At 72.2% G+C, this 24316-nt stretch carries 26 protein-coding genes; 11 read left to right on the top strand and 15 right to left on the bottom strand.

All coding sequences use genetic code 11. The annotated features are described in order from the left end of the window. Positions 1 to 135 precede the first annotated feature (135 nt). Genes KKZ08_RS20520 through KKZ08_RS20510 form a run of 3 tightly spaced genes read left to right on the top strand, consistent with a single transcriptional unit; the run spans position 136 to position 1540 of the window. The gene (locus KKZ08_RS20520; RefSeq protein WP_223775849.1) at positions 136 to 732 is read left to right on the top strand and encodes a type 1 glutamine amidotransferase family protein; all 597 of its coding nucleotides are present in this window, start codon (positions 136 to 138) and stop codon (positions 730 to 732) included. A 14-nt stretch (positions 733 to 746) separates the two neighbouring features. After that, on the top strand, positions 747 to 1268 hold the full coding sequence (locus tag KKZ08_RS20515; RefSeq protein ID WP_223775848.1) for a MarR family transcriptional regulator: 522 nt from the start codon (positions 747 to 749) through the stop codon (positions 1266 to 1268). A gap of 26 nt (positions 1269 to 1294) precedes the next feature. Beyond that, positions 1295 to 1540: a hypothetical protein gene (locus tag KKZ08_RS20510; RefSeq protein ID WP_223775847.1), complete on the top strand. Its 246-nt coding sequence runs from the start codon at positions 1295 to 1297 to the stop codon at positions 1538 to 1540. Positions 1541 to 1822: 282 nt separating this feature from the next. Here the strand turns inward: KKZ08_RS20510 and KKZ08_RS20505 are convergent, their stop codons facing one another. Beyond that, on the bottom strand, positions 1823 to 2203 hold the full coding sequence (locus KKZ08_RS20505; protein ID WP_223775846.1) for a hypothetical protein: 381 nt from the start codon (positions 2201 to 2203) through the stop codon (positions 1823 to 1825). Positions 2204 to 2547: 344 nt separating this feature from the next. Here KKZ08_RS20505 and KKZ08_RS20500 point away from each other — a divergent pair, with 344 nt between their 5' ends. Both KKZ08_RS20500 and KKZ08_RS20495 read left to right on the top strand, forming a co-directional pair. Continuing rightward, entirely contained in the window at positions 2548 to 4542 is a 1995-nt protein-coding gene (locus tag KKZ08_RS20500; protein ID WP_223775845.1) for a serine/threonine-protein kinase, read from the top strand. 109 nt (positions 4543 to 4651) lie between these two features. After that, entirely contained in the window at positions 4652 to 6208 is a 1557-nt protein-coding gene (locus tag KKZ08_RS20495; protein ID WP_223775844.1) for a substrate-binding domain-containing protein, read from the top strand. Between the two features lie 45 nt (positions 6209 to 6253). Here the strand turns inward: KKZ08_RS20495 and KKZ08_RS20490 are convergent, their stop codons facing one another. The 4 genes from KKZ08_RS20490 to KKZ08_RS20475 all read right to left on the bottom strand — a co-directional run bounded on the left by KKZ08_RS20490 (position 6254) and on the right by KKZ08_RS20475 (position 8405). Next, positions 6254 to 6646, bottom strand: a complete 393-nt coding sequence (locus KKZ08_RS20490; protein WP_223775843.1) for a hypothetical protein — start codon at positions 6644 to 6646, stop codon at positions 6254 to 6256. After that, entirely contained in the window at positions 6643 to 6906 is a 264-nt protein-coding gene (locus KKZ08_RS20485; protein WP_223775842.1) for a hypothetical protein, read from the bottom strand. Before KKZ08_RS20485 ends, KKZ08_RS20490 begins: the two co-directional genes overlap by 4 nt. Positions 6907 to 6955: 49 nt before the next feature. Beyond that, positions 6956 to 7843 carry a hypothetical protein gene (locus KKZ08_RS20480; protein ID WP_223775841.1) on the bottom strand — a complete coding sequence of 296 codons (888 nt, stop codon included), beginning with the start codon at positions 7841 to 7843 and terminating at the stop codon, positions 6956 to 6958. 163 nt (positions 7844 to 8006) lie between these two features. Next, positions 8007 to 8405: a hypothetical protein gene (locus KKZ08_RS20475; protein ID WP_223775840.1), complete on the bottom strand. Its 399-nt coding sequence runs from the start codon at positions 8403 to 8405 to the stop codon at positions 8007 to 8009. A 145-nt stretch (positions 8406 to 8550) separates the two neighbouring features. Here KKZ08_RS20475 and KKZ08_RS20470 point away from each other — a divergent pair, with 145 nt between their 5' ends. The 3 genes from KKZ08_RS20470 to KKZ08_RS20460 all read left to right on the top strand — a co-directional run bounded on the left by KKZ08_RS20470 (position 8551) and on the right by KKZ08_RS20460 (position 10202). Then, complete coding sequence (locus tag KKZ08_RS20470) at positions 8551 to 9390, top strand: Scr1 family TA system antitoxin-like transcriptional regulator (protein ID WP_223775839.1); 840 nt, start codon at positions 8551 to 8553, stop codon at positions 9388 to 9390. Continuing rightward, positions 9387 to 9635 (top strand): DUF397 domain-containing protein, encoded by a 249-nt coding sequence (locus tag KKZ08_RS20465; RefSeq protein WP_223775838.1) that lies wholly within the window; start codon positions 9387 to 9389, stop codon positions 9633 to 9635. Before KKZ08_RS20470 ends, KKZ08_RS20465 begins: the two co-directional genes overlap by 4 nt. A 75-nt stretch (positions 9636 to 9710) precedes the next feature. Beyond that, complete coding sequence (locus KKZ08_RS20460; RefSeq protein ID WP_223775837.1) at positions 9711 to 10202, top strand: hypothetical protein; 492 nt, start codon at positions 9711 to 9713, stop codon at positions 10200 to 10202. Between the two features lie 18 nt (positions 10203 to 10220). Here the strand turns inward: KKZ08_RS20460 and KKZ08_RS20455 are convergent, their stop codons facing one another. Both KKZ08_RS20455 and KKZ08_RS20450 read right to left on the bottom strand, forming a co-directional pair. Next, the gene (locus KKZ08_RS20455) at positions 10221 to 10811 is read right to left on the bottom strand and encodes a Uma2 family endonuclease (RefSeq protein ID WP_223775836.1); all 591 of its coding nucleotides are present in this window, start codon (positions 10809 to 10811) and stop codon (positions 10221 to 10223) included. A 106-nt stretch (positions 10812 to 10917) separates the two neighbouring features. Continuing rightward, positions 10918 to 12201: an adenylosuccinate synthase gene (locus KKZ08_RS20450; protein ID WP_223775835.1), complete on the bottom strand. Its 1284-nt coding sequence runs from the start codon at positions 12199 to 12201 to the stop codon at positions 10918 to 10920. Positions 12202 to 12377: 176 nt separating this feature from the next. Between KKZ08_RS20450 and KKZ08_RS20445 the strand changes: the two genes are divergently transcribed. Beyond that, complete coding sequence (locus KKZ08_RS20445) at positions 12378 to 13262, top strand: diacylglycerol kinase family protein (protein WP_223775834.1); 885 nt, start codon at positions 12378 to 12380, stop codon at positions 13260 to 13262. A gap of 32 nt (positions 13263 to 13294) precedes the next feature. On the opposite strand, the gene KKZ08_RS20440 is transcribed toward KKZ08_RS20445, so the two are convergent. Beyond that, positions 13295 to 13849, bottom strand: a complete 555-nt coding sequence (locus KKZ08_RS20440) for a helix-turn-helix domain-containing protein (RefSeq protein WP_223775833.1) — start codon at positions 13847 to 13849, stop codon at positions 13295 to 13297. A 103-nt stretch (positions 13850 to 13952) separates the two neighbouring features. On the opposite strand from KKZ08_RS20440, the gene KKZ08_RS20435 reads away from it, so the two are divergent. Together KKZ08_RS20435 and KKZ08_RS20430 are read left to right on the top strand one after the other, a co-directional pair. After that, complete coding sequence (locus tag KKZ08_RS20435; protein WP_223775832.1) at positions 13953 to 14897, top strand: ABC transporter ATP-binding protein; 945 nt, start codon at positions 13953 to 13955, stop codon at positions 14895 to 14897. Continuing rightward, positions 14894 to 16525 carry an ABC transporter permease gene (locus tag KKZ08_RS20430; protein WP_223775831.1) on the top strand — a complete coding sequence of 544 codons (1632 nt, stop codon included), beginning with the start codon at positions 14894 to 14896 and terminating at the stop codon, positions 16523 to 16525. The genes KKZ08_RS20435 and KKZ08_RS20430 overlap by 4 nt, the downstream gene beginning before the upstream one ends. A gap of 57 nt (positions 16526 to 16582) precedes the next feature. Here KKZ08_RS20430 and KKZ08_RS20425 read toward each other — a convergent pair whose 3' ends face one another. The 7 genes from KKZ08_RS20425 to KKZ08_RS20395 form a co-directional block, all read right to left on the bottom strand. Continuing rightward, positions 16583 to 17812 (bottom strand): cytochrome P450, encoded by a 1230-nt coding sequence (locus KKZ08_RS20425; RefSeq protein ID WP_223775830.1) that lies wholly within the window; start codon positions 17810 to 17812, stop codon positions 16583 to 16585. A 315-nt stretch (positions 17813 to 18127) separates the two neighbouring features. Continuing rightward, a complete protein-coding gene (locus tag KKZ08_RS20420) occupies positions 18128 to 18796 on the bottom strand; it encodes a response regulator transcription factor (protein WP_223775829.1) in 669 nt (222 codons plus the stop codon). Continuing rightward, positions 18793 to 20163, bottom strand: a complete 1371-nt coding sequence (locus KKZ08_RS20415) for a histidine kinase (RefSeq protein ID WP_223775828.1) — start codon at positions 20161 to 20163, stop codon at positions 18793 to 18795. Before KKZ08_RS20415 ends, KKZ08_RS20420 begins: the two co-directional genes overlap by 4 nt. A gap of 98 nt (positions 20164 to 20261) precedes the next feature. Then, positions 20262 to 21140 carry an alpha/beta hydrolase gene (locus tag KKZ08_RS20410; RefSeq protein WP_223775827.1) on the bottom strand — a complete coding sequence of 293 codons (879 nt, stop codon included), beginning with the start codon at positions 21138 to 21140 and terminating at the stop codon, positions 20262 to 20264. A 128-nt stretch (positions 21141 to 21268) separates the two neighbouring features. Beyond that, positions 21269 to 22483 (bottom strand): kynureninase, encoded by a 1215-nt coding sequence (gene kynU, locus KKZ08_RS20405; RefSeq protein WP_223775826.1) that lies wholly within the window; start codon positions 22481 to 22483, stop codon positions 21269 to 21271. Beyond that, entirely contained in the window at positions 22476 to 23357 is an 882-nt protein-coding gene (locus tag KKZ08_RS20400) for a tryptophan 2,3-dioxygenase family protein (protein WP_223775825.1), read from the bottom strand. The genes kynU and KKZ08_RS20400 overlap by 8 nt, the downstream gene beginning before the upstream one ends. A 150-nt stretch (positions 23358 to 23507) precedes the next feature. After that, positions 23508 to 24104, bottom strand: a complete 597-nt coding sequence (locus tag KKZ08_RS20395) for a CGNR zinc finger domain-containing protein (RefSeq protein ID WP_223775824.1) — start codon at positions 24102 to 24104, stop codon at positions 23508 to 23510. Between the last annotated feature and the right edge of the window lie 212 nt (positions 24105 to 24316).

Here is a 24316-nt window from a genome sequence, read left to right as displayed (position 1 = left end):
GGGCCGGGTTAAGGCCGCCCCTGCCGGACGTTAACGAACCTGTCGGGACCGGCCCCCGAACCATTGACAGCATGCTGCCTTTTCGACAGCATGCTTACACACACGCTCGCGTACATCCCTCTCCCGGAGGCACGCATGTCCCGCAAGCCCGTGCACCTGGCCGTCTACGACACCTTCGCCGACTGGGAGACCGGTCACACCACGGCGTGGCTCGCCCGCGTCGGCTACGAGATCCGCACGGTCGGCCCGTCGGCCGCCCCCGTCACCTCCATCGGCGGTCTGCGCGTCCAGCCCGACCTGTCACTGCCCGAACTGCGCCCCGAGGACAGCTCGCTGCTGATCCTGCCGGGCGCGGACCTGTGGGACACGGGCGACGACCTCGCGCCGTTCGCCCGCACGGCCCGCGCGTTCCTCGACGCGGGCGTGCCGGTCGGCGCGATCTGCGGCGCCACGGCGGGGATCGCCCGCGAGGGGCTGCTCGACGACCGGGCGCACACCAGCGCCGCGCCCATGTACCTGGCGGCCTCCGGCTACAAGGGCGGCGAGCGGTACACGGAGGCCGACGCGGTCACCGACGGCGACCTGATCACGGCGGGACCGACCGAGCCGGTCGCGTTCGCGCGGGAGATCTTCGGACGGCTCGGCGACGTTTTCGAGGGCGAGAAGCTCGACGCGTGGTACCGCCTCTTCCACGACTCGGACCCGGCGGCGTACGAGACGCTGAACGCGTAGGCGGGACAAGGGACATGGACGACGACACGCGACGCCACGCCCAGCAGGACCTGCTGAGCCGCGCCGCCCTCACCGTCTTCCGGCTGAACGGCCAGTTCCTCGCGCGGTCCGAGGAGTTGGCGCGGCCGGCGGGACTCACCGCCGCCTGGTGGCAGGTGCTCGGGGCCGTACTGCGCGAGCCGCTGCCGGTGGCGGGGATCGCCCGCGCGATGGGCATCACGCGCCAGAGCGTGCAACGCGTGGCGGACCTCCTCGTGGCCAAGGGCCTCGCCGAGTACGTGCCGAACCCCGCGCACCGCCGCGCCAAACTGCTGCGCCCGACGGAGAGCGGCAGGGCGGCGGTGGCGAGGATCGACCCGGCCCACGCGGAGCTGGCGGGGTGGCTGGCGGCGGTGCTCGGAGAGGCGGAATTCGCCGACGCGGTACGGGTGTTGGAGCGTCTGTCCGAGGTGCTGGACGCGCTCGCGGCCCCGGAAACGGAACCCGCCCCGGCCGCCGGCGCGGAACCTCTTACGGAACCCGTTACGGAACCGTAGAGAGCGGGGCGGCCGCCTCTGTCGTAGTGCCGCACGATCCCGCCGAGATCGAGCAGGCCGCCGCCGAGGACGTACGCCGCGCGGACGCCACGCTCGTCGACCTGCAGGAGCGCGGCCTCGCCGATGACCAGGACGTCGCTCCCGCCGAGATCGAGGCCGCCCGCCTCCATCTCGGCGGGCGGCGCCGCCCTCTGGTGGCACAAGAAGAAATGCCCGGAGCAGCCCGCGTACGTGAGCCGTATCCCCCGATAGACCCCCGTGCGTGGCCCTGAGGAGGGTCGCATACGGGACCGGTGAGCGCAGACAGCCCGTGCGCGGGCCCGTGGGCTGCTGCCGCCCACGGAGGCCGAGTAGACCCCCGAGGCCGGCGCGCACCCCAGCTGGCGGTACTGCCGGGAGTGTGGTGATCCGTTGCCGGTGATGATGGCGGCGGCTGCGGTGTTCTGCTCAAGTCGGTGCAGGTCGTGGCGGTGGCGGAGGGTGAAGCAGGCACACTCACCGCCCTCGCAGCAACCCTCATACGCCACCGCCGAATGACCAAATGAAATGGCCTCTTAGCAGGTCAGCCGACGTTCGGCGCTTTCGTAGGTGGCGAGGTTGGAGTCGACGGCCACGACGGTCTTGTAGGTGTAGGTGCCGGAACCCGTGCAGGTCCACCACGCCATCTTGGTGCCGCTCTCAAGCGGGGTCCAGTCCACTTCCTCCCAGCCGTACCAGCGGTGACGCTGGAGGGAGATGGTGGCATCTGTGCAGCCGCTGCGGGTCTTGCCGGCCTTGCCGATGATCTCGCTGATGCCCTTGTAGGGGGCCGATATGCTGTAGCAGTTCCGGTCCCAGTCCGAGGCGGCGGCCGGAGTGGCCGGCATCAACAGCGTGGCTGCGCAGGCCAGTGCCACGGCGACGGATGACTTTCCGGCGATCCCGAGAGTGCTCATGACAAATGTTCCTGTCTGCGAAAACATGCGGGGTGCGAGATGTGGGAACACTCTTTCACCGGGGTCGAGACAAGATCAAGCCATAGCCTGGGCACCGTCGAACTCATCTGTACTGCGGCGACTTCGCGTCCAGCGTCCCTGCGCGCACCCAGCAAGGCAAGCGTCGCCGGTCTGCGGCGGGGCCGCCGGCCGTCTCACGGATGTGTCACAGATTCCGTCGACGGCTGCGGAGAAAGCGCCCATGATGTGGGCTCTACGTAGGTGAGAACTCGTCTGATGGACCGCGTGGACGGCCCGTAGAGTTCTCAGCCTGTTGCACACCAATGGGGGAGGTCGGTGCGGCGATGGAGAAGCTCGGGCCCGGGGATCCGCAGCGAATCGGCGCGTACCGGCTGCTGGCGCGGCTCGGCGCCGGCGGCATGGGGCAGGTCTATCTCGCGCGGTCCGGCAGGGGCCGCACGGTCGCGGTCAAGCTGGTCCGCGAGGAGCTGGCCGAACAGGAAGAGTTCAGGAACCGCTTCCGGCAGGAAGTGCGGGCCGCGCGGCGGGTCGGTGGCGCCTGGACGGCGCCGGTCCTCGACGCGGACACCGAGGCGGCGATCCCCTGGGTCGCCACGGGGTACGTCGCCGGGCCCTCGCTCCAGAGCGTCGTCTCGCGCGACCACGGGCCGCTGCCGGAACGGTCCGTGAGCATCCTCGGAGCCGGGCTGGCCAACGCCCTCAAGGACATCCACGCGGCGGGCATCGTCCACCGCGACCTCAAGCCGTCGAACGTCCTGGTCACGATCGACGGCCCGCGCGTCATCGACTTCGGCATCGCCCGCGCCCTGGAGACGGTCACCGACGGCGGCCTGACCCGCACCGGCGCGCTGGTCGGCTCGCCGGGCTTCATGGCGCCCGAGCAGGTGCGCGGCGACCGCATCACGCCGGCCTGCGACGTGTTCTGCCTCGGCTCCGTCCTCGCGTACGCGGCGTCGGGCGCGCTGCCCTTCGGTACGGCCAACAGCGGCGTGCACGCCCTGATGTTCCGCATCGCCCAGGAGGAGCCGGACCTGTCGGGGCTCCCCGAGAACCTGGCCGAGCTGATCGCGCTCTGCCTGCGCAAGGACCCCGCGTCCCGGCCCACCCTCGACGACGTCCTGGAGCGGACGGGCGCGCAGGACACCCTCAGCGAGGGCGGCCGCACGCTCGATCCCTGGCTGCCGGGTGCGCTCGTCGCTCAACTGGGGCGCCGCGCCGTGCAGTTGCTGGACACGGAGGACCCGGATGAGGCGGGGGACGCGGGGTCGCCCGCCGGGGGCAAGGGCGAGGGTGCGGTAGCCGTGGCAGGGGCTGGGGCTGCCGCGGCCGGGGCCTCCGCGGGCGGTTCCTCCCAGGGCCCCGAGGACGGCCGCGCCTCGCAGAACGGGGACCCCAGGCGGCCCGGCCCGGACAAGGCGGGCCCCGCGGCCCCCGAAGACCCGCCCACGCCACCGCCGCCGGGAACTCCCGGCGCCGCGCCCCTCGACCACCTGCCCACCATGGTCGCCGGCCAGGCCCCGCCGCCCGCGCCGCCGCCAGGCACCCCCTCGTACGGCTACCCCCAGCACGCCCAGCAGCACCCGCAGCACGCCGCGCACCCTCCGCACTCCCAGCCCGGCGCCTACGGCTACCCCCAGCAGCCCCCGCCCGGCTACGGCCCCACGCCGCCCTACGGCCCCGGCCTCTACACCCCCGTGCCCGCCCCGCCGTCCGAGCCGCCGCCGCGCCGCAGCGGCCGTTCGACCGCCGCGCTGGTCGCCGTCGCGTTGATAGTGGCCATAGGAGCGGGCGGCACCGTCTACGCCGTCATGAACGGCGAGAGCGGCGAGGAGAAGAACGACGCCAGGAACTCCGCGAGCAGCGACCCGTCGGACCCGGACCCCACCTCGCCGACACCGGACCGGACCAGCCAGGACCCGACCAGCCCCGACCCGTCGCCCTCCACCGAGGACGACGCCGAGGAGGGCGCCGTGCCGGACAAGTTCCTGGGCACGTGGTCCGGCGGCCTCGACAACAAGCACGGCCACCACACGCGCCGTCTCACCCTCCAGCAGGGCGAGAAGGGCGACACGACCCTGTCCCTGACGGCGGAGGGACCGCTGGAGACCGGCGGCACCTACCGCTGCGTCTTCCAGGGCAAGCTGGAATCCGCGTCCGACGAACGGCTGCACATCGGCCCCACCGAGATCACGGTCGGCGAGCCCATGTCGGCCTGCACCCCCGGCGAGCCCAGCGTCGTGACGATCCTCGGCAACGGCAAGCTGCGCCGCGCGAACACGGACGGCAGGGGCGAGTTGACGTACGACAAGGCCGGCTGAACACCGGTCCGGCCGAACCGGCCGAACCGGCTGAACCCGCGGCGAACAACGTCCGACGGTCCGGCGAAGGCGGCCCACGGCTCGCGCGGGCCGCCTACCGTCACCGCCCATGGAGTGGTTGAGCACCGAAAACACCATCGCCGTGCTCACGGCCGTCCTCGGCCTGCTCGCGACCGTCGGCGCGCTCTGGTACGAACGCCGGGTGCCGAGGCGGAAACGTATCGGCTACCGCGTCCAGATGGACACGGCCATAGGCGACAACGTCCGCACGGGCGGCGCCAACGCCCGCCTCGGCCTGTTCGACGAGACCCCCGAGATGTCCGACGCCACGCTCGTCCTGCTCCGCGTGGAGAACGACGGCTCGCAGTCCGTGTCCGACGCCGACTACACCGGGCGGGCCCTGCACGGACTCACCGCCGTCTTCACCGGCCGCACCATCCGCGGCCTCGCGGTGACCGCGCCGACCGGCGCCGACCACCTCATGGAGCACTTCACGGCGGGCGCGGGCCTGCGGTACGAGGGCAGCACGCTGCACATCCCGCGCGTCCCGCTCAACAGGGGCCAGCACTACAAGCTCCTCGTGCTCCTCACCGGCGGGCCCGTGGGCAGCGAGGTCATCATGTCGGGCGGCATCCAGGCGGGCGAAGTGGTGCCGAACCGCTCGACGACGCCCGACGACAAACCGCCGCTGTTCTCCCGGCCCGCGCAGCTCCTGACCGTCCTGCTCACGCTCTCCGTCGTCACGCTGGCCTCGATCATCGTGCTGCGCGACGCGGACCCGCCGCCCATCGAGTGCGCGACGGGCGAGCTGACGGTGCTCGGCTCGACGGCGTTCGCACCGGTCGCCGAGGAACTGGCGGACAAGTACGAGAGAGACTGTCCGGGCTCCGACATCACGGTGAGCGCGCACGGCAGCGCGGCGGGCGTGCGCGAACTGGACGACGAGGGCAAGCAGTCCACCGGCGAAGGCCGTACGACGGGGAAAGGCTCCCCTCCTCTCCTCACGTTCTCCGACGGCCCGAAGTCCGACGGTTTCCCGCGCCTGGCCGAGACGCGGGTCGCGGTCTCCGTCTTCGCGCTGGTCCTCAACGACCGCGTTCCGATACGCAATCTGACGCGGCCGGCGGTGCGCCGCCTCTACCGCGGCGACGTACGCAACTGGAAGGAGCTCGGCGGCCCCGATCTCCCGGTCGTCCTGGTGAGCCGCGGCTCCAGCTCCGGGACGCGCGACACGCTCCAACGCCGGGTCCTGGGCGGCGCCTTCGAGATCAAGGCCTCCTCGAACGACTGCCTCAGCAAGGACGACCCGTCCGTGCCCGTGACGCGCTGCGAGCTGGACTCCACCGAGCAGGTACTGGACGCGGTGGGGCGCATCCCCGGCGCCATCGGCTACAGCGAGCTGCGCGCCGCCGAGGGGCTCAGGGGCCTGCACCGCCTCCACCTGGACGGCCACGAACCGTCGGCCGAACAGCTGCGCAGAAGCGGCTATCCGTACCGCGAGATCGAGTACGCCTACACCTACGGGCAGCCCCCGGCGGACTCCCTGGCCTCCAGCTTCCTCGCCTACGCGCGTGGCACGGGCCTGGACGTCATCCGCACCCACGGGCACCTGCCGTGCGCGACGCCGGAGGGGCTGCGGATCTGCGGGGACGAGGCCGCGGGGTGAGGGGGCGGGGCGGGGCCCACAGCTCGGGCCCCGCCCCGCCGTATCTCACGGCAGCCGGATCGTGCGCACCAACGGCATGTCCGCGTACAGATCCGGGTCAGTCGTCACCACGGGCCGCCCGTCCGGCCAGTCGGGCGTCGGCCGGGACAGGTGGACCGCCTGCCCCAGTCGCCACTCGACGCCGTCACGCAAGAGCGCGCCCAAGGCCGAGGCTCCGGCGAAGTCCAGCTCGACGATCTCGGCGGCGGGCAGCGCGCCCACGTGCTCGGCGAGCCCCTTCCGCATCCCGTCGGCCGCCGCGAGGCAGAGCGCCGGTACGTAGACATGCCGGGTGGGCCCGTGCTCGGTGTTGGAGATGAACTGGGAGGCGAGCCGGTTGCCCGACCCCAGGGCGAGCAGGGCGGTCTGGTCGTAGATCACCGCCGTCGACCCGCTCACAGGCTGTCCACGGGCCGACCGGCCTCCAGGTCCTGCCAGGCCTTCTCGGCCCTGTCGTGGTCCTCGTCCGTCAACGTCACGCCGAAGTGCGTCTCGCAGTACGCCTTGGCCTCCTCGTACCGCTTCTGAAGCTCCTCCTTGGTGGGCGTGGCGCCCGCCAGCTCGGCGATCAGGTCACGCATGGTCATACCGCGCTCGCGGGCGAGCACCATGAGCCGGTCGCGCACAGCAGGGTCAACCTTGACGGTGGTGTCAGCCATGACGACAGTATACCTCCGGTATACCGTCTCGGCCGCTCAAGCAACGTGGTCATTCCGTTCCTTTCGGTGGGTGGACCCGGCCGCGCGGATGCGGGCCGGGAGGCTGGTGCCTGGCCTCAGGCGAGCAACGGCACGCTCCCGCCGCGCAACGCCGCCCTGGCCGCCATCCCGCCCCGCAGCGCCGCCGCGACGAACCCCGGCTCCCCCGGCGCCCGCCTCCTCGCCCTCGCGGGGCGCCAGGGCGGGGCGGGGAGCGGCAGCTTCCGGCGCAGCCGGTCCTGAGCAGCGCGGCCGCCGAGTACACGCGCGGCGGCAGCCCCTGCGTCAGCGCGGCCCGCACCGCCGCGTCGCTCGCGCCCACCGCCCACCACTCCTCGACGAGCGGCGCGAGGCGGACGGCCTCGGCGGCACCGATCGCGAGCCGGGGCTCGCGCCTCCCGAGGGAGGCCAGCAACTGGGCGGCCCGGCCCGGCGGTTTGTCACCACTCGGCGGCTCATCGCCGCTCGGCGGCGGCTCCGGGGAGGGAGGTTTTTCTTCCCTGGTCTTTTCTCCCGAAGGGAGAGGGCCCGCCGCCGCGGAGGGCGACACGCCGGGGGCCAGGTTTTGAACTTTTTCCGCGTCACCCTCCGGGGGCGTCTCGTCGTACGGAGTATCGAAGACCTCGTAGACGGTGAAGAGTTGCTTCGTCTCCGGGTCCTTGCGGACGACTCGCTTCAGGTACCGCGATTCCTCCAGCTCACGCAGGGCGGCGGCGACCCGCATCCGCCCCTCCTTGCGCTGCTCGGCGAGCGAACGGACCGTGGCGCGGGCGCCGTTCGGGAGGCTGAGGAGGTACATCAGTACGCCTGCCGCGCACCAGGAGATGGACCTGTCGCGGAGAAGAGAGTTGGCGAAGCTGGAGAACGCGCGCGTGGGCGTCGTACGATGGATACGCATCTGGAGGTGTTTGCTCCGGGTGTCGAGCCCCCAGGTGTTCCAGCACCGTGGGGGCAATTTCATGCGCTGCCGAGCGGCCGCGCTGCTGGCGGTGACTCTATGCCCACGCAAAGCGACGCCCGCAAGCCAGAACTGCCGTTTCAGCAGGTCGCGTTCATCGACTTCACTCGTGCGAGTTAAGTGCGGCACGCAGCAGCAGGGTGTGGACGCGGCGGTCCGGGCCAGTGGGACGGTAGCGCCAATTGAGCGGCCAGGTATGGCCCTCCAGTGCGGGCACCGGTACGTACGAGACGTGGCCCTGCCCGGCCGTCAGACGGGTGACCCCGTCCGGCCACGACCGGTGAGACGTACTGCCGACCGCCACGAGGAAGTACACCGCGCGGCGCCCGTTCTCCTCCTGGACGATCGGCCCCGGATCGCCGCCCGTGAGCCACGCCAGCTCGTCGGCGATGTCGCGGCCGGGGTCGCCGTCGACCCGTACGGCGTCGAACTGGACGCCCGCCTTGCGGAGTTGGAGGCCGGACGCCGGGATCCAGTCGGCCTGCACGTTGTGCGTGTTCATGGGTTCAGCCAAGCGGCGCCGGGATAGCTTTTCCATGACTCTGAGTCGACTGCCGTGCACGGTCGGATACGGGCCGTGTGTGGTTGAGGCCGGTTGAGATCGGTTGAGATCCGGTGAGTTCGGAATACTTTCGGAGGTGACCGCGATGGCGCGGTCCGCGAACAAGGACGAGGCGGGCGGCGTCACGCATCTCGTCGCCGCCCTGGCCAGGGCCCTGCGGGAACAGCAGCGGCTGTCCCAGACCGAGGTGGGCGCCATGACGGGGTACACGGGGTCCGCGATCAGCGCCATGGAGACATGCGCGCAGCCGGCCAGCGACCAGATGCTGGTCAAGTTGGAGGAGGCGATCGGCTGCGGCCTGGGGGTGTTCGACAAGGCGCGGCAGTACGTCTTGATGGACAAGTACCCGCCGCAGTTCAAGAACTTCTCTCTGATGGAGGCGCAGGCGGTGACGCTGTGCTCGTACCAGACATACGTCGTTGACGGCCTCTTCCAGAGCGAGGAGTACGCACGTGCGCTGATCTGCGGCGGCTACCCGAAATTGCCCGAGGCCAAGGTCGACGAGCTGGTCGAGGCACGCATGGCCCGCAAGGCGCTCTTCGACCGCGAGCCGACCGCGATGATCGAGCTGATCCTCGACGAGTCCGTACTACGGCGGCCGTTCGGCAGTTGGGACATCCTGCGCGGGCAACTCCGCTCGCTCGCTGAGGACGCGCAGCGGGACAATGTCAGCATCCAGGTGCTGCCCTTGGAGCGCGGGTTACGCGGCACTCACGCTGGAGATCGAGGCCCCATGATTCTGGTGGAGACCAAGGAACACCACCACGTGGTCTACCTGGAGATCGAGGACGAGAGCCACCTTGTCAGTGATCCCGCCAAGGTGTCCCAACTCGCCCACCGTTATGCGAAGATCCGAACACAGGCTCTGAGCCCGGACGACTCGCTGAGCCTCATCGAGCGGCTGGCGGGAGAAGAACGGTCATGAGCAGCACTCTGCGGTGGTTCAAGTCGAGCTACAGCGACAGCGGCGGCGGCCAATGCCTCGAAGTCGCCTATGAGTGGCGCAAGTCGAGCTACAGCAACGACAGCGGCGGGGCCTGCGTCGAGATCGCCCCCTGCCCCCAAGCCACCACCTCCACCACCCACATCCGCGACTCCAAGAACCCCGGGGGCCCCGCCCTCTCCGTCTCGGCGGACGCCTGGACCGCGTTCCTCTCCTGGGCCGAGTAGGCCTCCCCCGCGCGGTGGAGGCGGACCGGCCCCGGAGGTGATCCACCGGGCCGGGGTCACGGCGAGGCTTGCGGCATGACCACAGCAGCCGCACACGTCGCCCCCGCCTGGACCCTCCGGGCCGCCCACGCGCTGTCCCTTCTCGCGCTCCCCGTCTGCGTGTGGCGGCTGCCCTTCGCCTTCGGTTACGGGATGGGCGGGGCGGCCCCGGATCAGGTGTGGTGGAACACGCCGTACGTGCTCGGGCTGAGCGTGCTCACCGAGCTGGCCGCACTGCTCGGCCTCGGGTTCGTGCGCCGCTGGGGCGAGGTCTTCCCGGCCTGGGTCCCCCGCCTCGGCGGGCGACGCGTACCGCCCGCCGCCGTGATCGTTCCGGGGACCCTCGCGGGGGTGCTCTTCAGCGTGCTGTGCGCCGACTGGCTCGTCCTGGCCTTCACCGAGGGCCCGCGAGGCTGGCCCTACGCCGACGGCTGGAACGTCCTCGCGATGACGGTGAGCGGGCTGATGACACTGTGGGGACCGCTGCTGCTGGTCCTCACGGTGGCGTACTACCGGCGTCGGCGGTAGGCCCCGCCATCGGCATGGTCAATTGCGGTACCGGCGGAAGTCACCTGTCTCCACCGACCACGGGCCCAGCTGGACGGTGTCGCCGAACTTGTAGCGGCGGGGGGCGTCCGCGTAACGCGGCTCCCCTGCGGAGGTGTCCGTGCCGGAGTGCACCGTGATCATGCCGTCGCGGGGGTCGACGATCACGTACATCGGGATGCCCATGCGCGCGTAGTCGCGGAGCTTCGTGAGGTGGTCCTCGCTCGCGCAGGGCGGTGACACCACCTCGAAGGCGACGGAGACGTCCGGGGCGAAGGCGGCGAAGTCGTCGTGGACTCCACGCTCGTACACCTCCCGCTCCATGACGAGCACATCCGCGGTCCGGCACATGCCGAGGCCCGGGTGGTCGACCCGGCATGCGGCGGCGGTGAACAGCGTCGGGTCCTGGTTCCCGAGCTGCACCCCGATCTCGGCGATGACCTCTCCACGCGTGATGGTCGGAAACACCGCGCGCACCGTGATCTCGCCGTTCGCGATGTCCGCCCGCACCGGATCGCCGTGGTTCTCCGCCACCGCCTCGAATGCCTCGGCAAGCTCCCTGAGCCGCCGGTATGCGCTGCTGACCGTCATACCGGGCAGTGTCGCGCGGCATGCGCGAGGGGTGGGTCGCACTCCAGCGCGACCCACCCCGTTGAGTGAGCTGAGTGAGCCGAGCCCCGGTCCCGGGGCGGGCGGCTCAGACGAACGAGTTGATCTCGATCGTCTCCGTGCGGCCCGGGCCCACGCCGATCGCGGAGATCGGGGCGCCGGACATCTCCTCCAGTGCCTTCACGTAGCCCTGCGCGTTCTTCGGCAGGTCGGAGAAGGTCTGGGCCTTGGTGATGTCCTCGGACCAGCCCGGCAGCATCTCGTAGATCGGCTTCGCGTGGTGGAAGTCGGTCTGCGAGTAGGGGAGCTCCTCCACGCGCTTGCCGTCGATCTCGTACGCGACGCAGACCGGGATCTGCTCCCAGCCGGTGAGGACGTCCAGCTTGGTGAGGAAGAAGTCCGTCAGGCCGTTCACGCGGGTCGCGTAGCGGGCGATCGGGGCGTCGAACCAGCCGCAGCGGCGGTCACGGCCGGTGGTGACACCGCGCTCGCCGCCGATGCGGCGCAGGTCCTCGCCGTCCTGGTCGAACAGCTCGGTCGGGAACGGGCCGGCGCCGACGCGGGTCGTGTACGCCTTGAGGATGCCGATGACCCGGCTGATCTTCGTCGGACCCACGCCCGTACCCGTGCAGGCGCCGCCCGCGGTCGGGTTCGAGGAGGTGACGAAGGGGTACGTGCCGTGGTCCACGTCCAGGAGCGTGCCCTGACCGCCCTCGAACAGGACGACCTTGTCCTCGTCGAGCGCGTTGTTGAGGATCAGGGTCGTGTCGGCGACGTACTGCTTGATGTTCTCGCCGTGCTCGAGGAGCTGCTCGATGATCTGCTCCGCCTCGATCGCGCGGCGGTTGTACAACTTCGTGAGCAGCTGGTTCTTGATCTCCAGCGCCGCTTCGACCTTCTGCTGAAGGATCGACTCGTCGTAGAGGTCCTGTACGCGGATGCCGGTGCGGTTGATCTTGTCGGCGTAGGTCGGGCCGATGCCGCGGCCGGTCGTACCGATCTTGCGCTTGCCGAGGAAGCGCTCGGTGACCTTGTCGACCGTGACGTTGTACGGCGTGATGATGTGAGCGTTACCGCTGATCAGCAGCTTGGACGTGTCGACGCCGCGCTCGTTCAGACCGCTCAGCTCGGAGAGCAGGACCGACGGGTCGACGACGACTCCGTTGCCGATGACCGGGACGCAGTCCGGGGAGAGAATCCCGGAAGGGAGGAGATGCAGCGCGTACTTCTGGTCGCCTACGACGACCGTGTGGCCGGCGTTGTTGCCGCCCTGGTAACGCACTACATAGTCCACGGAGCCACCGAGCAGGTCAGTGGCCTTTCCCTTGCCTTCGTCACCCCACTGAGCACCGAGCAGCACAAGTGCGGGCACAGGCGTACACCCCTTCCGGGCGGGGCATGTCCAAGGTCAGGGGCCGTAGCCGCCATATGGGTGTGCCTTGGATGCTGCCCCGGAATAGACGAAGCCCCTGGCGCAATAGCGCAAGGGGCTCTTGCACAAAGATGCTACCCGAGGTCTCAAAGAACGGCTAAAAGAAAGGGCGCAGGGTGTCGACTCGCGACCAGCTCCTAGTCGTCATCGACCCGGTCGCCCGGCGCACGGACGGTGAGTCGGTCCGGATCGCGAGGGACGTGCTCGGCGCGGGTGCGGCGGTGCGGGTGTGCCTGCCGGACGGACCCGAGGAGTTCACGAAAGCCCTGGCCAGGCGGGGTGCGCGCCGCCTCGTGGTGATCGGTGACGACCGGGCGCTGCTGCGGGCCGTGCAGGCGCTGCACCGGGAGCGGGGGCTGGCCGGGCCCGCGCTCGCCCTGATCCCCGTGGGCGCCGCGCAGACGCTCGCGCGCACGCTCGGCGTGCCCGCCGGGGCGGTCGCGGCGGCCCGTGCGGTCCTCGAAGGGGCCGAGCGGCGGCTCGATCTGCTGGTGGACGAGAGCGACGGGGTGGTGCTCGGCGACCTCCGGGTCCCGCCGGTGGACGGGGGGCTGCCGAGGCCGGGGGACCGGGCGGTCGCCTCCGCCGCGTCCGCCCGGATCCCGGGTCTTTCCCGTGCCTCCGCCGCCGACGGGCACGCGTGGCTGCGGTCCTGCCAGTCGTTCGTACGCACCCTGGCCACGCGCCCCTCGCGGGTGGCGGCGGCGCCGGTGGCGGGTCCTTCGCGGCTGCGGGTCGAGGCGGACGGCGTCACGCTGGTCGACCTGGACCAGCCGGTGGAGGGCGTGCGCGTCACCGCGGGGCACGGCGGCCTCGCGCAGGTGGAGGTGCGGCCGACCTCGGTGGGCGCGGAGGCGGCGCCGCTGCGGGTGCGGGCGCGGAGCGTCACGGTCTCGGGGGCGGACTTCCGCTACCGCGCCGACGCGACGGTGACGGGGCCGGTCCGCACGAGGACCTGGACGGTCCACCAGGGGGCGTGGGGGCTGACCCTGCCCCGCTGATCCTGCCGCCCGCGCGTCGGTCACGGCAGCCGTCAGCCGTGGTCGAACAGGGCCTTTCGGTGGGCCCGCCAGCGGTCCATCATCTCGGCCAGTTCGACTTCGAGGAACTCGAAGAACGCCAGCGTCTCCGCGAGCCGCCGCCCCGCCGGGGTGTCCGCGCCGAGGCCGGCCACGCCCTCCCGCAGCGCGTTCTCCCAGCGCTTGAGGACCGCGTCACGGCTGCCCAGCGCCTCGTACCACTGGTTGCTGTGCACCCGGAAGAGGTCGCGCCGCGTCCCGGGCTCCCGCTCGCGGGAGACCATGTGCTGCTGCGTCAGGTAGCGCACGGCGCCGGAGACGGCGGCGGGGCTGACCCGCAGCCGGTCGCCGAGCTCGGCCGCGGTGAGGGCGCCCGAGTCGGAGGCGAGCAGGGCGGCGAAGACGCGGGACGGCATCCGCGCCATGCCCGCCTCGACGAGCTGCGAGGCGAACTGCTCGACGAACCGGGAGACGACCTCCGCGTCAGCCTTTGTCCTGGCCTCCGCGTCCCCGGCGCTCCCGTCGCCCCGCGTCCGTTCCCGCTCGCGCGCGGCGTCCTCGCTCGTCATCTGCCGATCATCTCCCCTGGTCACCCGGGCCCGCCTCCAGCACCACGAGTTTATACGTTTCCTTAACTTCACAAGTTTGTGAAATTCCCGTACTTTCAGAACCATGGCCAAGGCAATCACCGTCTCGGGACTCCACAAGTCGTTCGGCAGGACACACGCCCTGGACGGTCTCGACCTGGCGGTCGAGACCGGCGAGGTGCACGGCTTCCTCGGGCCCAACGGCTCCGGGAAGTCCACGACCATCCGCGTCCTGCTGGGCCTGCTCCGCGCCGACTCCGGAGCCGCCCAGCTGCTCGGCCGCGATCCCTGGCGCGACGCCGTGGACCTGCACCGCCGCGTCGCGTACGTCCCCGGTGACGTCACCCTGTGGCGCAACCTCTCCGGGGGCGAGGTCATCGATCTGTACGGGAAGCTGCGGGGCGGGCTCGACCGGGCCCGGCGCGACGACCTCGTCGAGCGGTTCGAACTCGACCCCACCAAGAAGGGCCGTACGTACTCCAAGGGCAACCGCCAGAAGGTCGCCCTCGTCGCCGCCTTCGCTTCCGACGTCGACCTGCTGATCCTCGACGAGCCCACCTCCGGGCTCGACCCGCTGATGGAGGGCGTCTTCCAGCGCTGCGTCGCCGAGGAACGCGCGCGCGGGCGGACCGTCCTGCTCTCCTCGCACATCCTCAGCGAGGTCGAGACGCTCTGCGACCGCGTCAGCATCATCAGGAAGGGACAGACCGTCGAGAGCGGTTCCCTCGCCGAGCTGCGCCATCTGACGCGGACCAGCGTCCACGCCGAACTCGCGGGGCCGCCCGAGGGCCTCGCGGACCTGCCGGGCGTCCACCAGCTCGTCCGGCGGGAGACCGAGGGCGGGCGGGGGCACCGGGTGGAGCTGCACGTCGACACGGACAGGCTCGACGCCGTGCTCAAGTCGCTCACCGCGTCCGGCATCCGCTCGCTGACCAGCACGCCGCCCACCCTGGAGGAGCTGTTCCTGCGGCACTACCAGCAGGACGCGGCGGACGCGGCCGGCACGCAGGAAGAGGCGGTGGCGCGATGACCGCCGTCCTCGGCGCCGCCGCCGCACCCCGGAGCGGCGGGACGCGGCAACTCGCGGGCACCGGCGCCCTGCTGAGGCTCGCGCTGCGCCGCGACCGGGTCATGACGCCTATCTGGATCGTGGTCGTCGCCGGGCTGGTCCTGGCGATGCCGGGCTCCCTGGAGAGCGTCTACGCCACGGCCGCCGAGCGCGCCGACGCCATGGAGTCGATGAACGCCAACTCCTCGATGCGGGCGATGTACGGGCCCGTGTACGGCGACTCCCTCGGTGCCCTCACGGCCTGGCGCATCGGCTGCTTCGCGGGCATCCTCGCCGCCGTCATGAGCCTCGTCATCGTCGTACGGCACACCCGGGAGGAGGAGGAGACGGGGCGCCAGGAGATGCTCTCCGCGTCCATGGTGGGGCGGCGGGCGCCGCTCACCGCGGCCCTGCTCGCCGCGTTCGTCGCCAACGCCGGGGCCGGGCTGCTCATCGCCGTCGGTCTGGCAGGGCGGGGCGCGGCCGGGGCGCTCGCGCTCGGTCTCGGCGTCGCGGGCACCGGCATGGTCTTCGCGGGCGTGGCGGCCGTCGCCGCGCAGCTCACGCAGAGCGCGCGGCTCGCCAAGGGGCTGACGGCGGCGGTCCTCGGCACGGCCTACGTCCTGCGGGCCGCCGGCGATTCGGGAGACACGGGGGGCACGGGGGACACGGCCGGTTCGTCCGCCGCGACCTGGCTCTCGCCGCTCGGCTGGCAGCAGAACCTGCGGGCCTTCACGGGCGAGCGCTGGTGGGTGCTCGCGCTCGTCGGCGCCGTGATCGTGGTGCAGGGGCTGGCCGCGTACGAACTGGCGGGGCGCCGTGACGTCGGGATGAGCTTCCTGCCGACGCGGCCCGGTCCCGCGCGGGGACGTCTCGCCACGGCCGGCGCGCTCGCCCTGCGGCTCCAGCGGGGCAGTGTGGCCGGCTGGACGGCGGGCTTCCTGCTCGCCGGGCTCGTCTTCGGGCAGATGGCGTCCGGCGCGGCCGACATCGTCGGCGACAACGAGAACACCCGCGACATCTTCGAGCGGATGGGCGGCCAGTCCGGCCTGACGGACGCCTTCCTCGCCACGCTGGCCGGCCTCTTCGGCATGGTCGCCGGGCTGTACGTGGTGGCGTCCGTGCTGCGGCTGCACGGCGAGGAGACCTCGCAGCGCGCCGAGCCGGTCCTCGCGGGCGCGGTGGGGCGGCTGCGGTGGGCGGCCGGTCATCTGGTGATCGCCTTCGGCGGGACGGTGCTCCTGATGGCGGTCTGCGGCCTCGGCATGGCTGTCGGCCACGGCGAGGACATGGGCGCCGTGCTGGGCGCGTGCCTGGCGCAGCTGCCCGCGATCTGGGTCCTCGGCGGCCTCGCGGTGCTGCTCGTGGGGGCGTACCCGAAGGCGGCGGTGGCTTCCTGGGCCGTGGTCGGGACCTGCCTCGCGATCGGCTGGATCGGCCCGGCACTCGACCTGCCCCAGGCGGTCATGAACCTCTCCCCCTTCGGCCACCTCCCGAAGCTGCCGGGCACCGCGATGTCCTGGCCCCCACTGCTCACGCTCACGCTGCTGGCGGTGGTACTGACTGCCGGGGGCCTGGCGGGGCTGCGCCGCAGGGACATGATCACCTGAGGGGCGCCCCGTAAGGGGCGCGGGGAACTGCGCGACCAGCCACGACGCACCCGCGGCTCACACCTCCACGCACAGCTCCCGGAAGCCCCGGATCACGAAGCCCGGCGTCCGCTGCGGCTCCCCCGCGAGCCGCAGCGCCGGCGCCCACCGCAGCAACGCCCGCATCGACGCGGCCAGTTCGACGCGGGCCAGCGGCGCGCCGATGCAGTAGTGGATGCCCGCGCTGAAGGAGACGTGCGGGTTGTCGCGCCGGGCGAGGTCCAGCTCGCCGGGGCGGACGAACACCGCCGGGTCATGGTTGGCGGAGCCGAAGAGCAGGGCCAGTTCCGACCCGCGCGGAATCACCGTGCCGCCGATCTCGATCTCGTCGAGGACCCACCGTTCGAAGAGCTGGAGCGGCGTGTCGTAGCGCAGCAGCTCCTCCACGGCCGTGGGAACAAGCCGGTCCGGATCGGCGCGCAGGGCGGCCAGCTGGTCCGGGTGGCGCAGCAGCGCGTACCAGCCGTTCACCGTGGCGTTCACGGTCGCCTCGTGCCCCGCGTTCAGGAGCAGCACACAGGTGGAGATCATCTCCTGCTCGCTGAGCGACTGCCCGTCCTCGTAGGCGGCGATCAGGCCCGAGATCAGGTCGTCCCCCGGCTTCGCCCGCCGGGCGGCGATCAACTCCCGTAGGTAGGCGGAGAATTCGAGCGATGCGGTGACCGCTCGGGCCGCCGTCTCCTCGGACGGGTTCAGCTCGTACATCCCGCAGATCGCCGCCGACCAGGGCCGCAGCAGCGGCCGGTCGCTCTCCGGGATGCCCAGCATCTGGGCGATCACCGCCACCGGCAGCGGTTCGGCGACGCGCGCGGCGAGGTCCCCGCCTCCGTCCGCCACCAGGCCTCGCACCAGGCTGTCCGCCAAATCCTCCACGTAAGGGCGTAGTTCCTCGACCGTACGCGGTGTGAAGGCTTTGGCGACGAGGCGGCGGATGCGGGTGTGCGTGGGTGCCTCCAGGTCGAGCATGCCGTTGTCGTTGAGGACGTGGAACGGCTCGTGCTCGGGCGGCGGGGCCGGGCGGCCGAACTCCTCGTGGGTGAAGCGGTGGAGATAGGTGCGGCCGAGGCGGCGGTCGCGCAGCAGGGCGCGGACGTCCGCGTGGTGCGGGATCAGCCACTGGTCGGTGGGCGCGTTGTAGTGGGCGCGGCCCGCCGCGCGGAGTCGGGCGTACGCGGGGTAGGGGTCGGCCACGAACTCCGGTGCGGCGGGGGTGAAGATCTCGGAGGGGTCGAAGGGTGCGGGCGTCATGGCGCGACGCTAGGGGCTCCGCCGGTGTCGCGGATAGCCTGCGGGTGTGTGGGGGCTGGTCGCGCAGTTCCCCGCGCCCCTTGCGGGGGCGTGCCCGGCGCCATGAACCGACGGGACGCTGTGGGCTCCGCCGGTGTCGCGGATCGCCTGCGGGCCTGTGGGGGCCGGGCGCGCAGTTCCCCGCGCCCCTTGCGGGGGCGTGCCCGGCGCCACGAACCGACGGGACGCTGTGGGCTCCGCCGGTATCGCGGATCGCCTGCGGGCCTGTGGGGGCCGGGCGCGCAGTTCCCCGCGCCCCTTGCGGGGGCGCCATCCTCATCCCGGGGTCACCAGTCTCGCCTCGTACGCGAAGACCGCCGCCTGCGTGCGGTCGCGCAGACCGAGCTTCACCAGGACCCGGCTCACGTGCGTCTTGATCGTGGACTCGGCGACCACCAGGTGGGAGGCGATCTCCGCGTTCGACAGGCCCTGCGCGATGAGCACCAAAACCTCCGTCTCGCGCTCGGTCAGCTCGCCGTACTGCTGCGCCTGGACCGCCGCCGAGAGCCGCGGCGTCTGAGCCATCCGGGAGAACTCGGTGATCAGGCGGCGCGTCACGGTCGGCGCGAGGAGCGCCTCCCCCGAGGCCACCACCCGTACACCGTCCGCCAGTTGGCGGGCGGAGGCGTCCTTGAGGAGGAACCCGGAGGCGCCCGCGCGCAGCGCCTGGTACACGTACTCGTCGAGATCGAAGGTGGTCAGGACGAGCACCTTCGACACACCGTCGGACGCGACGATCTCGCGGGTCGCCTCGATGCCGTTCATCTCGGGCATGCGGATGTCCATCAGGACCACGTCGGGGGCGAGTTCGCGCACCCGCTCGACGGCCTGCCGGCCGTTGACCGCCTCGCCGACGACCTCGATGTCGGGCATGGCGTTGAGGAGGACGGAGAATCCCTCGCGGACCATCATCTGGTCGTCGGCGATGAGGACGCGGATGGTCATGCGCGCCCCTCCCCCGCCTGCCCCGCCTGCACCGAGTGGTCGGTCCGGTCGGCCAGCGGCACCGGCAGGAAGACGGTGACCTCGTAGCCGCCCTCGGGGGTCGGCTCCGCCGTCATCTCGCCGCTCAGCATGGTGACGCGCTCCCGCATGCCGGTGATGCCGTGGCCCGCGCCCGGGGAGGCCTTGACGAGGCCGGTCGCGGGGCCGTTGACGATGCGCAGGCCGAGGCCGCCGAGGACGTAGCCGACCTCGACGCGGGCCGGGGCGCCGGGCGCGTGGCGCAGGGCGTTGCTGAGCGCCTCCTGCACGATGCGGTACGCCGACAGCTCGACGCCCTGCGGCAGCTCGCGGACGGCGCCGGTGATCGCCTTGTCGACGGTCAGGCCCGCGTCACGGACGTTGTCCAGGAGCCGGTCGAGGTCGGCGAGGGTGGGCTGCGGGGCGTCCGGTGCCTCGTAGTCCTCGGCCCGTACGACACCGAGGACGCGGCGCAGCTCGGTGAGCGCCGACACCGCGTTCTCGCGGATCGTGACGAACGCCTGCTCCAGCTCGGGCGGCGGGTTCTCCACGCGGTAGGGCGCGGCCTCCGCCTGGATGGCGACCACGGACATGTGGTGGGCGACCACGTCGTGCAGTTCGCGGGCGATGGTGGTGCGCTCCTCCAGGAGCGTGCGCTTGTCGCGCTCGATGGCGGTGACGGTGCGCTGCACGGTGACCTCGCGCTGCGCCTCGCGGCGCACGTGCGCCATCGTGGTGACGAGCAGCCCGAGCGCCGAGAAGAACAGCAGCGCAGGGGCGTCGGAGCCGGCCCCGTAGTAGCCGTCGTCGATGAACCCTTCGGCGGCCAGGGAGTACGCCGCCGTGATGAGCCACATCCACAGGCCGGTGCGCGGGCGGGTGCGGGCGGCGACCACGACGATCACCACGATGTGCCCGAAGAAGGCGGCGGGGGTCCAGGGCCAGCCGTCCCAGACGTCCCCGGACGCCGCCGTGAGCGGCGTCGAGGCCAGCGACACCCAGAACGCGCCGACCGGCCTGACGAGTGTCATCAGCACGGCCGCGGCCGGGACGAGGCCCGTGAGGAAGTACGCGGCCTCGTTGCCCCCGATGCCCACCTGATAGGCGATGAACACGGTGATCAGGGCCGCGGCCACCACCAGGGCGTGCCGGGCCCAGACGGCGTACCCGCGTATCGCCCGCGGGAGGAGGCGGGCCGTCCGCCCGCCCGTCGTCCTGGGAGGCAGCAGCCGGTAGGCGAAGGCATCGCGGAACAGCGCTTCGCGCAGGCCGCCGAGGACCTCCCGCACGAGGTGGAACTCGGGGCTCTTGCGGCCTCTGGCCTTGAGCTGCTCAGTCGTATCGGTCACGCATACGACGGTACGGGGGCGCGGCGGCCGGGTCGTCCGCAGCGAGAGGGGTTCCGGCGGATCCGTCGCAGGTACTACTCGGCGTCCCGGGCACCGCCTCAGAACGCCAGCTGTGCGATCTCCTCCGCCACCACCGCGCACGCGTCCGCCGCCGGGTCGATGAGCGGGAAATGGCCCACGGCCTCAAGGAGCGTGAGGCCCACGACCTCGCCCGCCTTCGCCGCCGCGTCCGCGTACGACTCGGCCACGGGCTGCGGCACCACGATGTCCTCGCGGCCCTGTACGACGGTCGTGGCGATGCCCGTCGGGAGCAGCGCGGCCGGGTCGGCGTAGGGCAGGCGCTCCTCGAACCTGCCCTCACCGCCGAGCAGCTGGGCGGACGCGCCGCCGCAGACCTCCAGTGCCTCGGCGACCTTGAGGTCCGCGATCGGCGCGAGCGCGACGACTCCCCGCAGCGGGGCCGGGCGTTCGGTGCGCCACGGCGCGTCGGCGGGCAGCAGGTGCCGCGCCGCCGCCCACAGCGCGAGGTGGCCGCCCGCGGAGTGCCCGGTGACCACCGTGCGGCGCACGTCGGCCGCCGGCAGGGCCTTGCGTACCAGCGCGGGAAGCGCGTCGAACGCGGCGGCCACGTCGTCGAAGGTCTCCGGCCAGCGCCCGGCGACGGGACCCTTGCCGCCCTGCGCGGGGATGGAGCTGCCGCGCCGGTACTCGACGTTGGCGACGGCGAAGCCCCGGCGCGCGAGGAAGTCGGCGAACGGCGTGACGTGCCGCCGGTCGTACGGCGCGCGCCAGGCGCCGCCGTGCAGGACGACGACGAGCGGCGCGGGACGGGCCGTGTCGCCCCGGGGCGCGTAGAAGTCGACGACCTGGTCGGGGTGTGCGCCGTACGCGGCGGTGATGTCCGGCTCCACGGCGGGGTGCGAGAAGGCCGATGCCTCCTCGGCGGCATCGCGGGCCACGGCGGCGTCGTCCGGCATGCGGAAACCTTTCAACAGCGGTGCGGCTGGCGGGCAGGCCCCGCTCCGCACGGCGCGCGGAACGGGACCAAGATCCGCCGGACGCTACCAGCCCGGCGTACGCACGGGAATCACCCGCCCCGGGGGCCTCACGGCTCCAGGATCTCCGCGAGGACCCGCGCCGCCCGCTCGGCGTCGACGAAGGACACGTACAGCGGGGTGAATCCGAAGCGCAGCACGTCCGGCGCGCGGAAGTCACCGACCACGCCCCGCTCGATCAGCCGCTTCATGACCTCCCCCGCACCCTCACAGCGCAGCGCGACCTGGCTGCCGCGCTCGGTGTGGGCTGCCGGGGTCAGCGACTCCACCAGCCCCTGGGGTACGTACGCCTCCACGCACCGCAGGAAGAAGTCCGTCAGGGCGAGGGACTTGGCCCGCACCGCGTCCACGGACACGCCGTCCCAGACGTCGAGCGCCGCTTCGAGGGCGAGCATGGAGAGGATGTCGGGCGTGCCGACGCGCCCGCGCAGCGCGCCCTCGGCCGCCTCGAACTCGGGCCGCATCCCGAAGGGCTCGGCGTGGGAGTTCCAGCCGGGCAGCGGCGAGTCGAAGCGGTCCTGGAGCTCCTCGCGCACGTAGAGGTACGCGGGCGAACCGGGGCCACCGTTCAGGTACTTGTACGTGCAGCCCACCGCGAGGTCGACGCCGTGCTCGTCCAGGCCGACGGGCAGGGCGCCCGCCGTGTGGCACAGGTCCCAGACGGCGAGGGCGCCCGCCGCGTGCACGGCGGCCGTCAGACCCGGCAGGTCGTGCAGGCGGCCGGTGCGGTAGTCGGCGTGGTTGAGCAGCACGGCGGCGGTGCGGGGGCTCAGCGCCGCGGGCACCTCGGCCGGGGTGAGCGGGGTCAGCCGGCAGCCGGTGAGCCGGGCCGCGGACTGCGCGATGTAGCCGTCGGTGGGGAAGGTCGTGGCGTCGACGATGATCTCGTCGCGGCCGGCGTCCGCCTCGCCCCCGCCACCGTCGCCGCGGGCGAGCCGCACGGCCGCCACCAGCGCCTTGAACACGTTCACGCTGGTGGAGTCGCCGACCACGATCTGGCCGGGGGCGGCGCCGACCAGCGGCGCGATGCGGTCGCCGATCCGCTCGGGCGCGGTCCACCAGCCGCTCTCGTCCCAGGAGCGGATGCGCAGCCGGCCCCACTGGCGGGTGATGACGTCCGCGACGCGGTCCGGCACGTGGGCGGGCAGGGCGCCCAGGGAGTTGCCGTCCAGGTAGACGGTGTCATCGAGGACGAACTCGCGCCGCTTGAGCGCGAGTTCGTCCTCGGCGTCCAGGGCCTTGGCCCGGACATGCAGGTCAGACATGGCTCCTCGCCGTCCACAGCTCGGGGAACACGTTCTTCTGCGCGCGCTTCTCCAGCCAGGCCACGCCGGCCGAGCCGCCGGTGCCCGTCTTGGAGCCCATCGCGCGGCGGGTGGCGACCAGGTGGTCGTTGCGCCAGCGCCACACCAGCTCGGCGACGTCCGTCAGCGTCTCGCCGAGGCGGGCGAGGTCGCCGCTCTCGTCGCCGGAGTAGAGCTCGGTCCAGACGGCCTCGACCTCGGGCGACGGCTCGTACTTCTTGGAGAGGTCGCGCTCCAGGACGGCGGCCGGGACCGCGTACCCCCGGCGGTGGAGGAGCCGGAGCACCTCGTCGTACAGGCTCGGCTCGTGCAGCGCCTTCTCCAGCTCCGCGTGGACGCGCGGCGCGCCCCGGTGCGGCACCAGCATGGACGCCGACTTGTCGCCGAGCAGGAACTCCAGGCGGCGGTACATCGCGGACTGGAATCCGGAGCCCTCGCCGAGCGAGCCGCGGTAGGAGTTGAACTGCGCGGGCGTCAGCCCCGCCAGCGGCTTCCAGGAGTGGTTCAGGGCCTCCAGCTCGCGGATGCTGCGCTTGAGCGCGGCCACCGCGACGGGTATGTCGTCGCGGCGCAGGGCCTTCGCCGCGGTCTCCCACTCGTGGACGATCACGGTGAACCACAGCTCCATGACCTGGGTGGTGACCAGGAAGACCATCTCGCCGGGGTCGTTCGAGCGAAGGTGCTGGAGATGGGTGAGGACGTCCGCCTGGACGTAGTCCTCGTACGGGGTGGTGCCCGCGAAGTCGAGGTTCGGGGCCTCGGCCTCGTTCGCGGCCTCGGGCGTCTGCGCTGAGGCCTGCGCCTCGGTGGGCGTCTCAGGTGCCTCTGGGGACATCGCTGTCTCCTCGTACGTACTCCGGGTAGCGGTCCGCCCCTGCCGTTACCGGCACGGGGGCCCCGGTCCCCACCGGAATCCTCCGCAACTTTCCGGGAAACGGCAAGGCGCCACCGCTCGGTCAACAAGACCTAAAGCTGGACACTACTGTCACCCTTGTACGCGGCGACGCTCCCGGCAGGCCCGCAGGTGCGCGGCGTTCCCGCAGCCGCGCACCGAGTGCCAGACGCCGCTGTTGTTGCGGGAGCGGTCGTAGAACGCGGTGCGGCAGGACGTGTTCCGGCAGATCTTCAGGCGGCGCCAGACCCCCGAGGCCTGGGCGAGCAGCGCCTCGGCGAGCACGGCGGAGGCCAGCCAGCGGGCACCGGCGCCCTCCGGCTCCACGGTCAGCGTGCCGTCACCGGCGAGCCCGACGACCACCGGGGCGGAGGTGAAGCGCACCGCTTCCCCGCCCTGGTCGCCCGCGGCGAGCGCGCGCCGCACCTGGTCCCGCAGGCAGCGCAGCTTCGGCAGGTCCTCGTCCGCCAGTACGAGGTGCACGTCGGGCCGCCCCGTCTCACGGGCCCAGCCGCGCACGGCTCCGTCGGCCCACTCCTGGGCAGCGCGCAGCGCACCGTCGCCCAGGAGGTCGGGCAGGTCGGCGGGGCCGGGGCGGCCCGCGGGCGCGGTGTTCAGGAGCTCCTGGACGAGGGCGAGGCCGCCGGGCGCGGGGCTCAGGCAGTGGCGCTCGGTCGCTGGCCAGTTCATGCCTCTCAAGGTACCCGCCCTCAGGCCGACAACAGCAAAAGCCTTACAGTGCTGTCAATCGCGGGGGGTGCCCCGCGTACCGAGTGACCGACGAGAGCCCAGGAGGGCGACATGGAAGCCACGGAAGCCACGGAAGCGACGGAAGCGACACCGGAAGCCGCACAGCCGAACGGATCGGACGCCGCACGAGCCGCCCGCGTCCTCGGCCGCCC

The organism is Streptomyces sp. 135 (assembly GCF_020026305.1).
In the GTDB taxonomy this organism is placed as follows: Bacteria; Actinomycetota; Actinomycetes; order Streptomycetales; family Streptomycetaceae; genus Streptomyces.
Note: the sequence above shows the minus strand (reverse complement) of the source record. Positions and strands in the feature narration are given on the sequence as shown.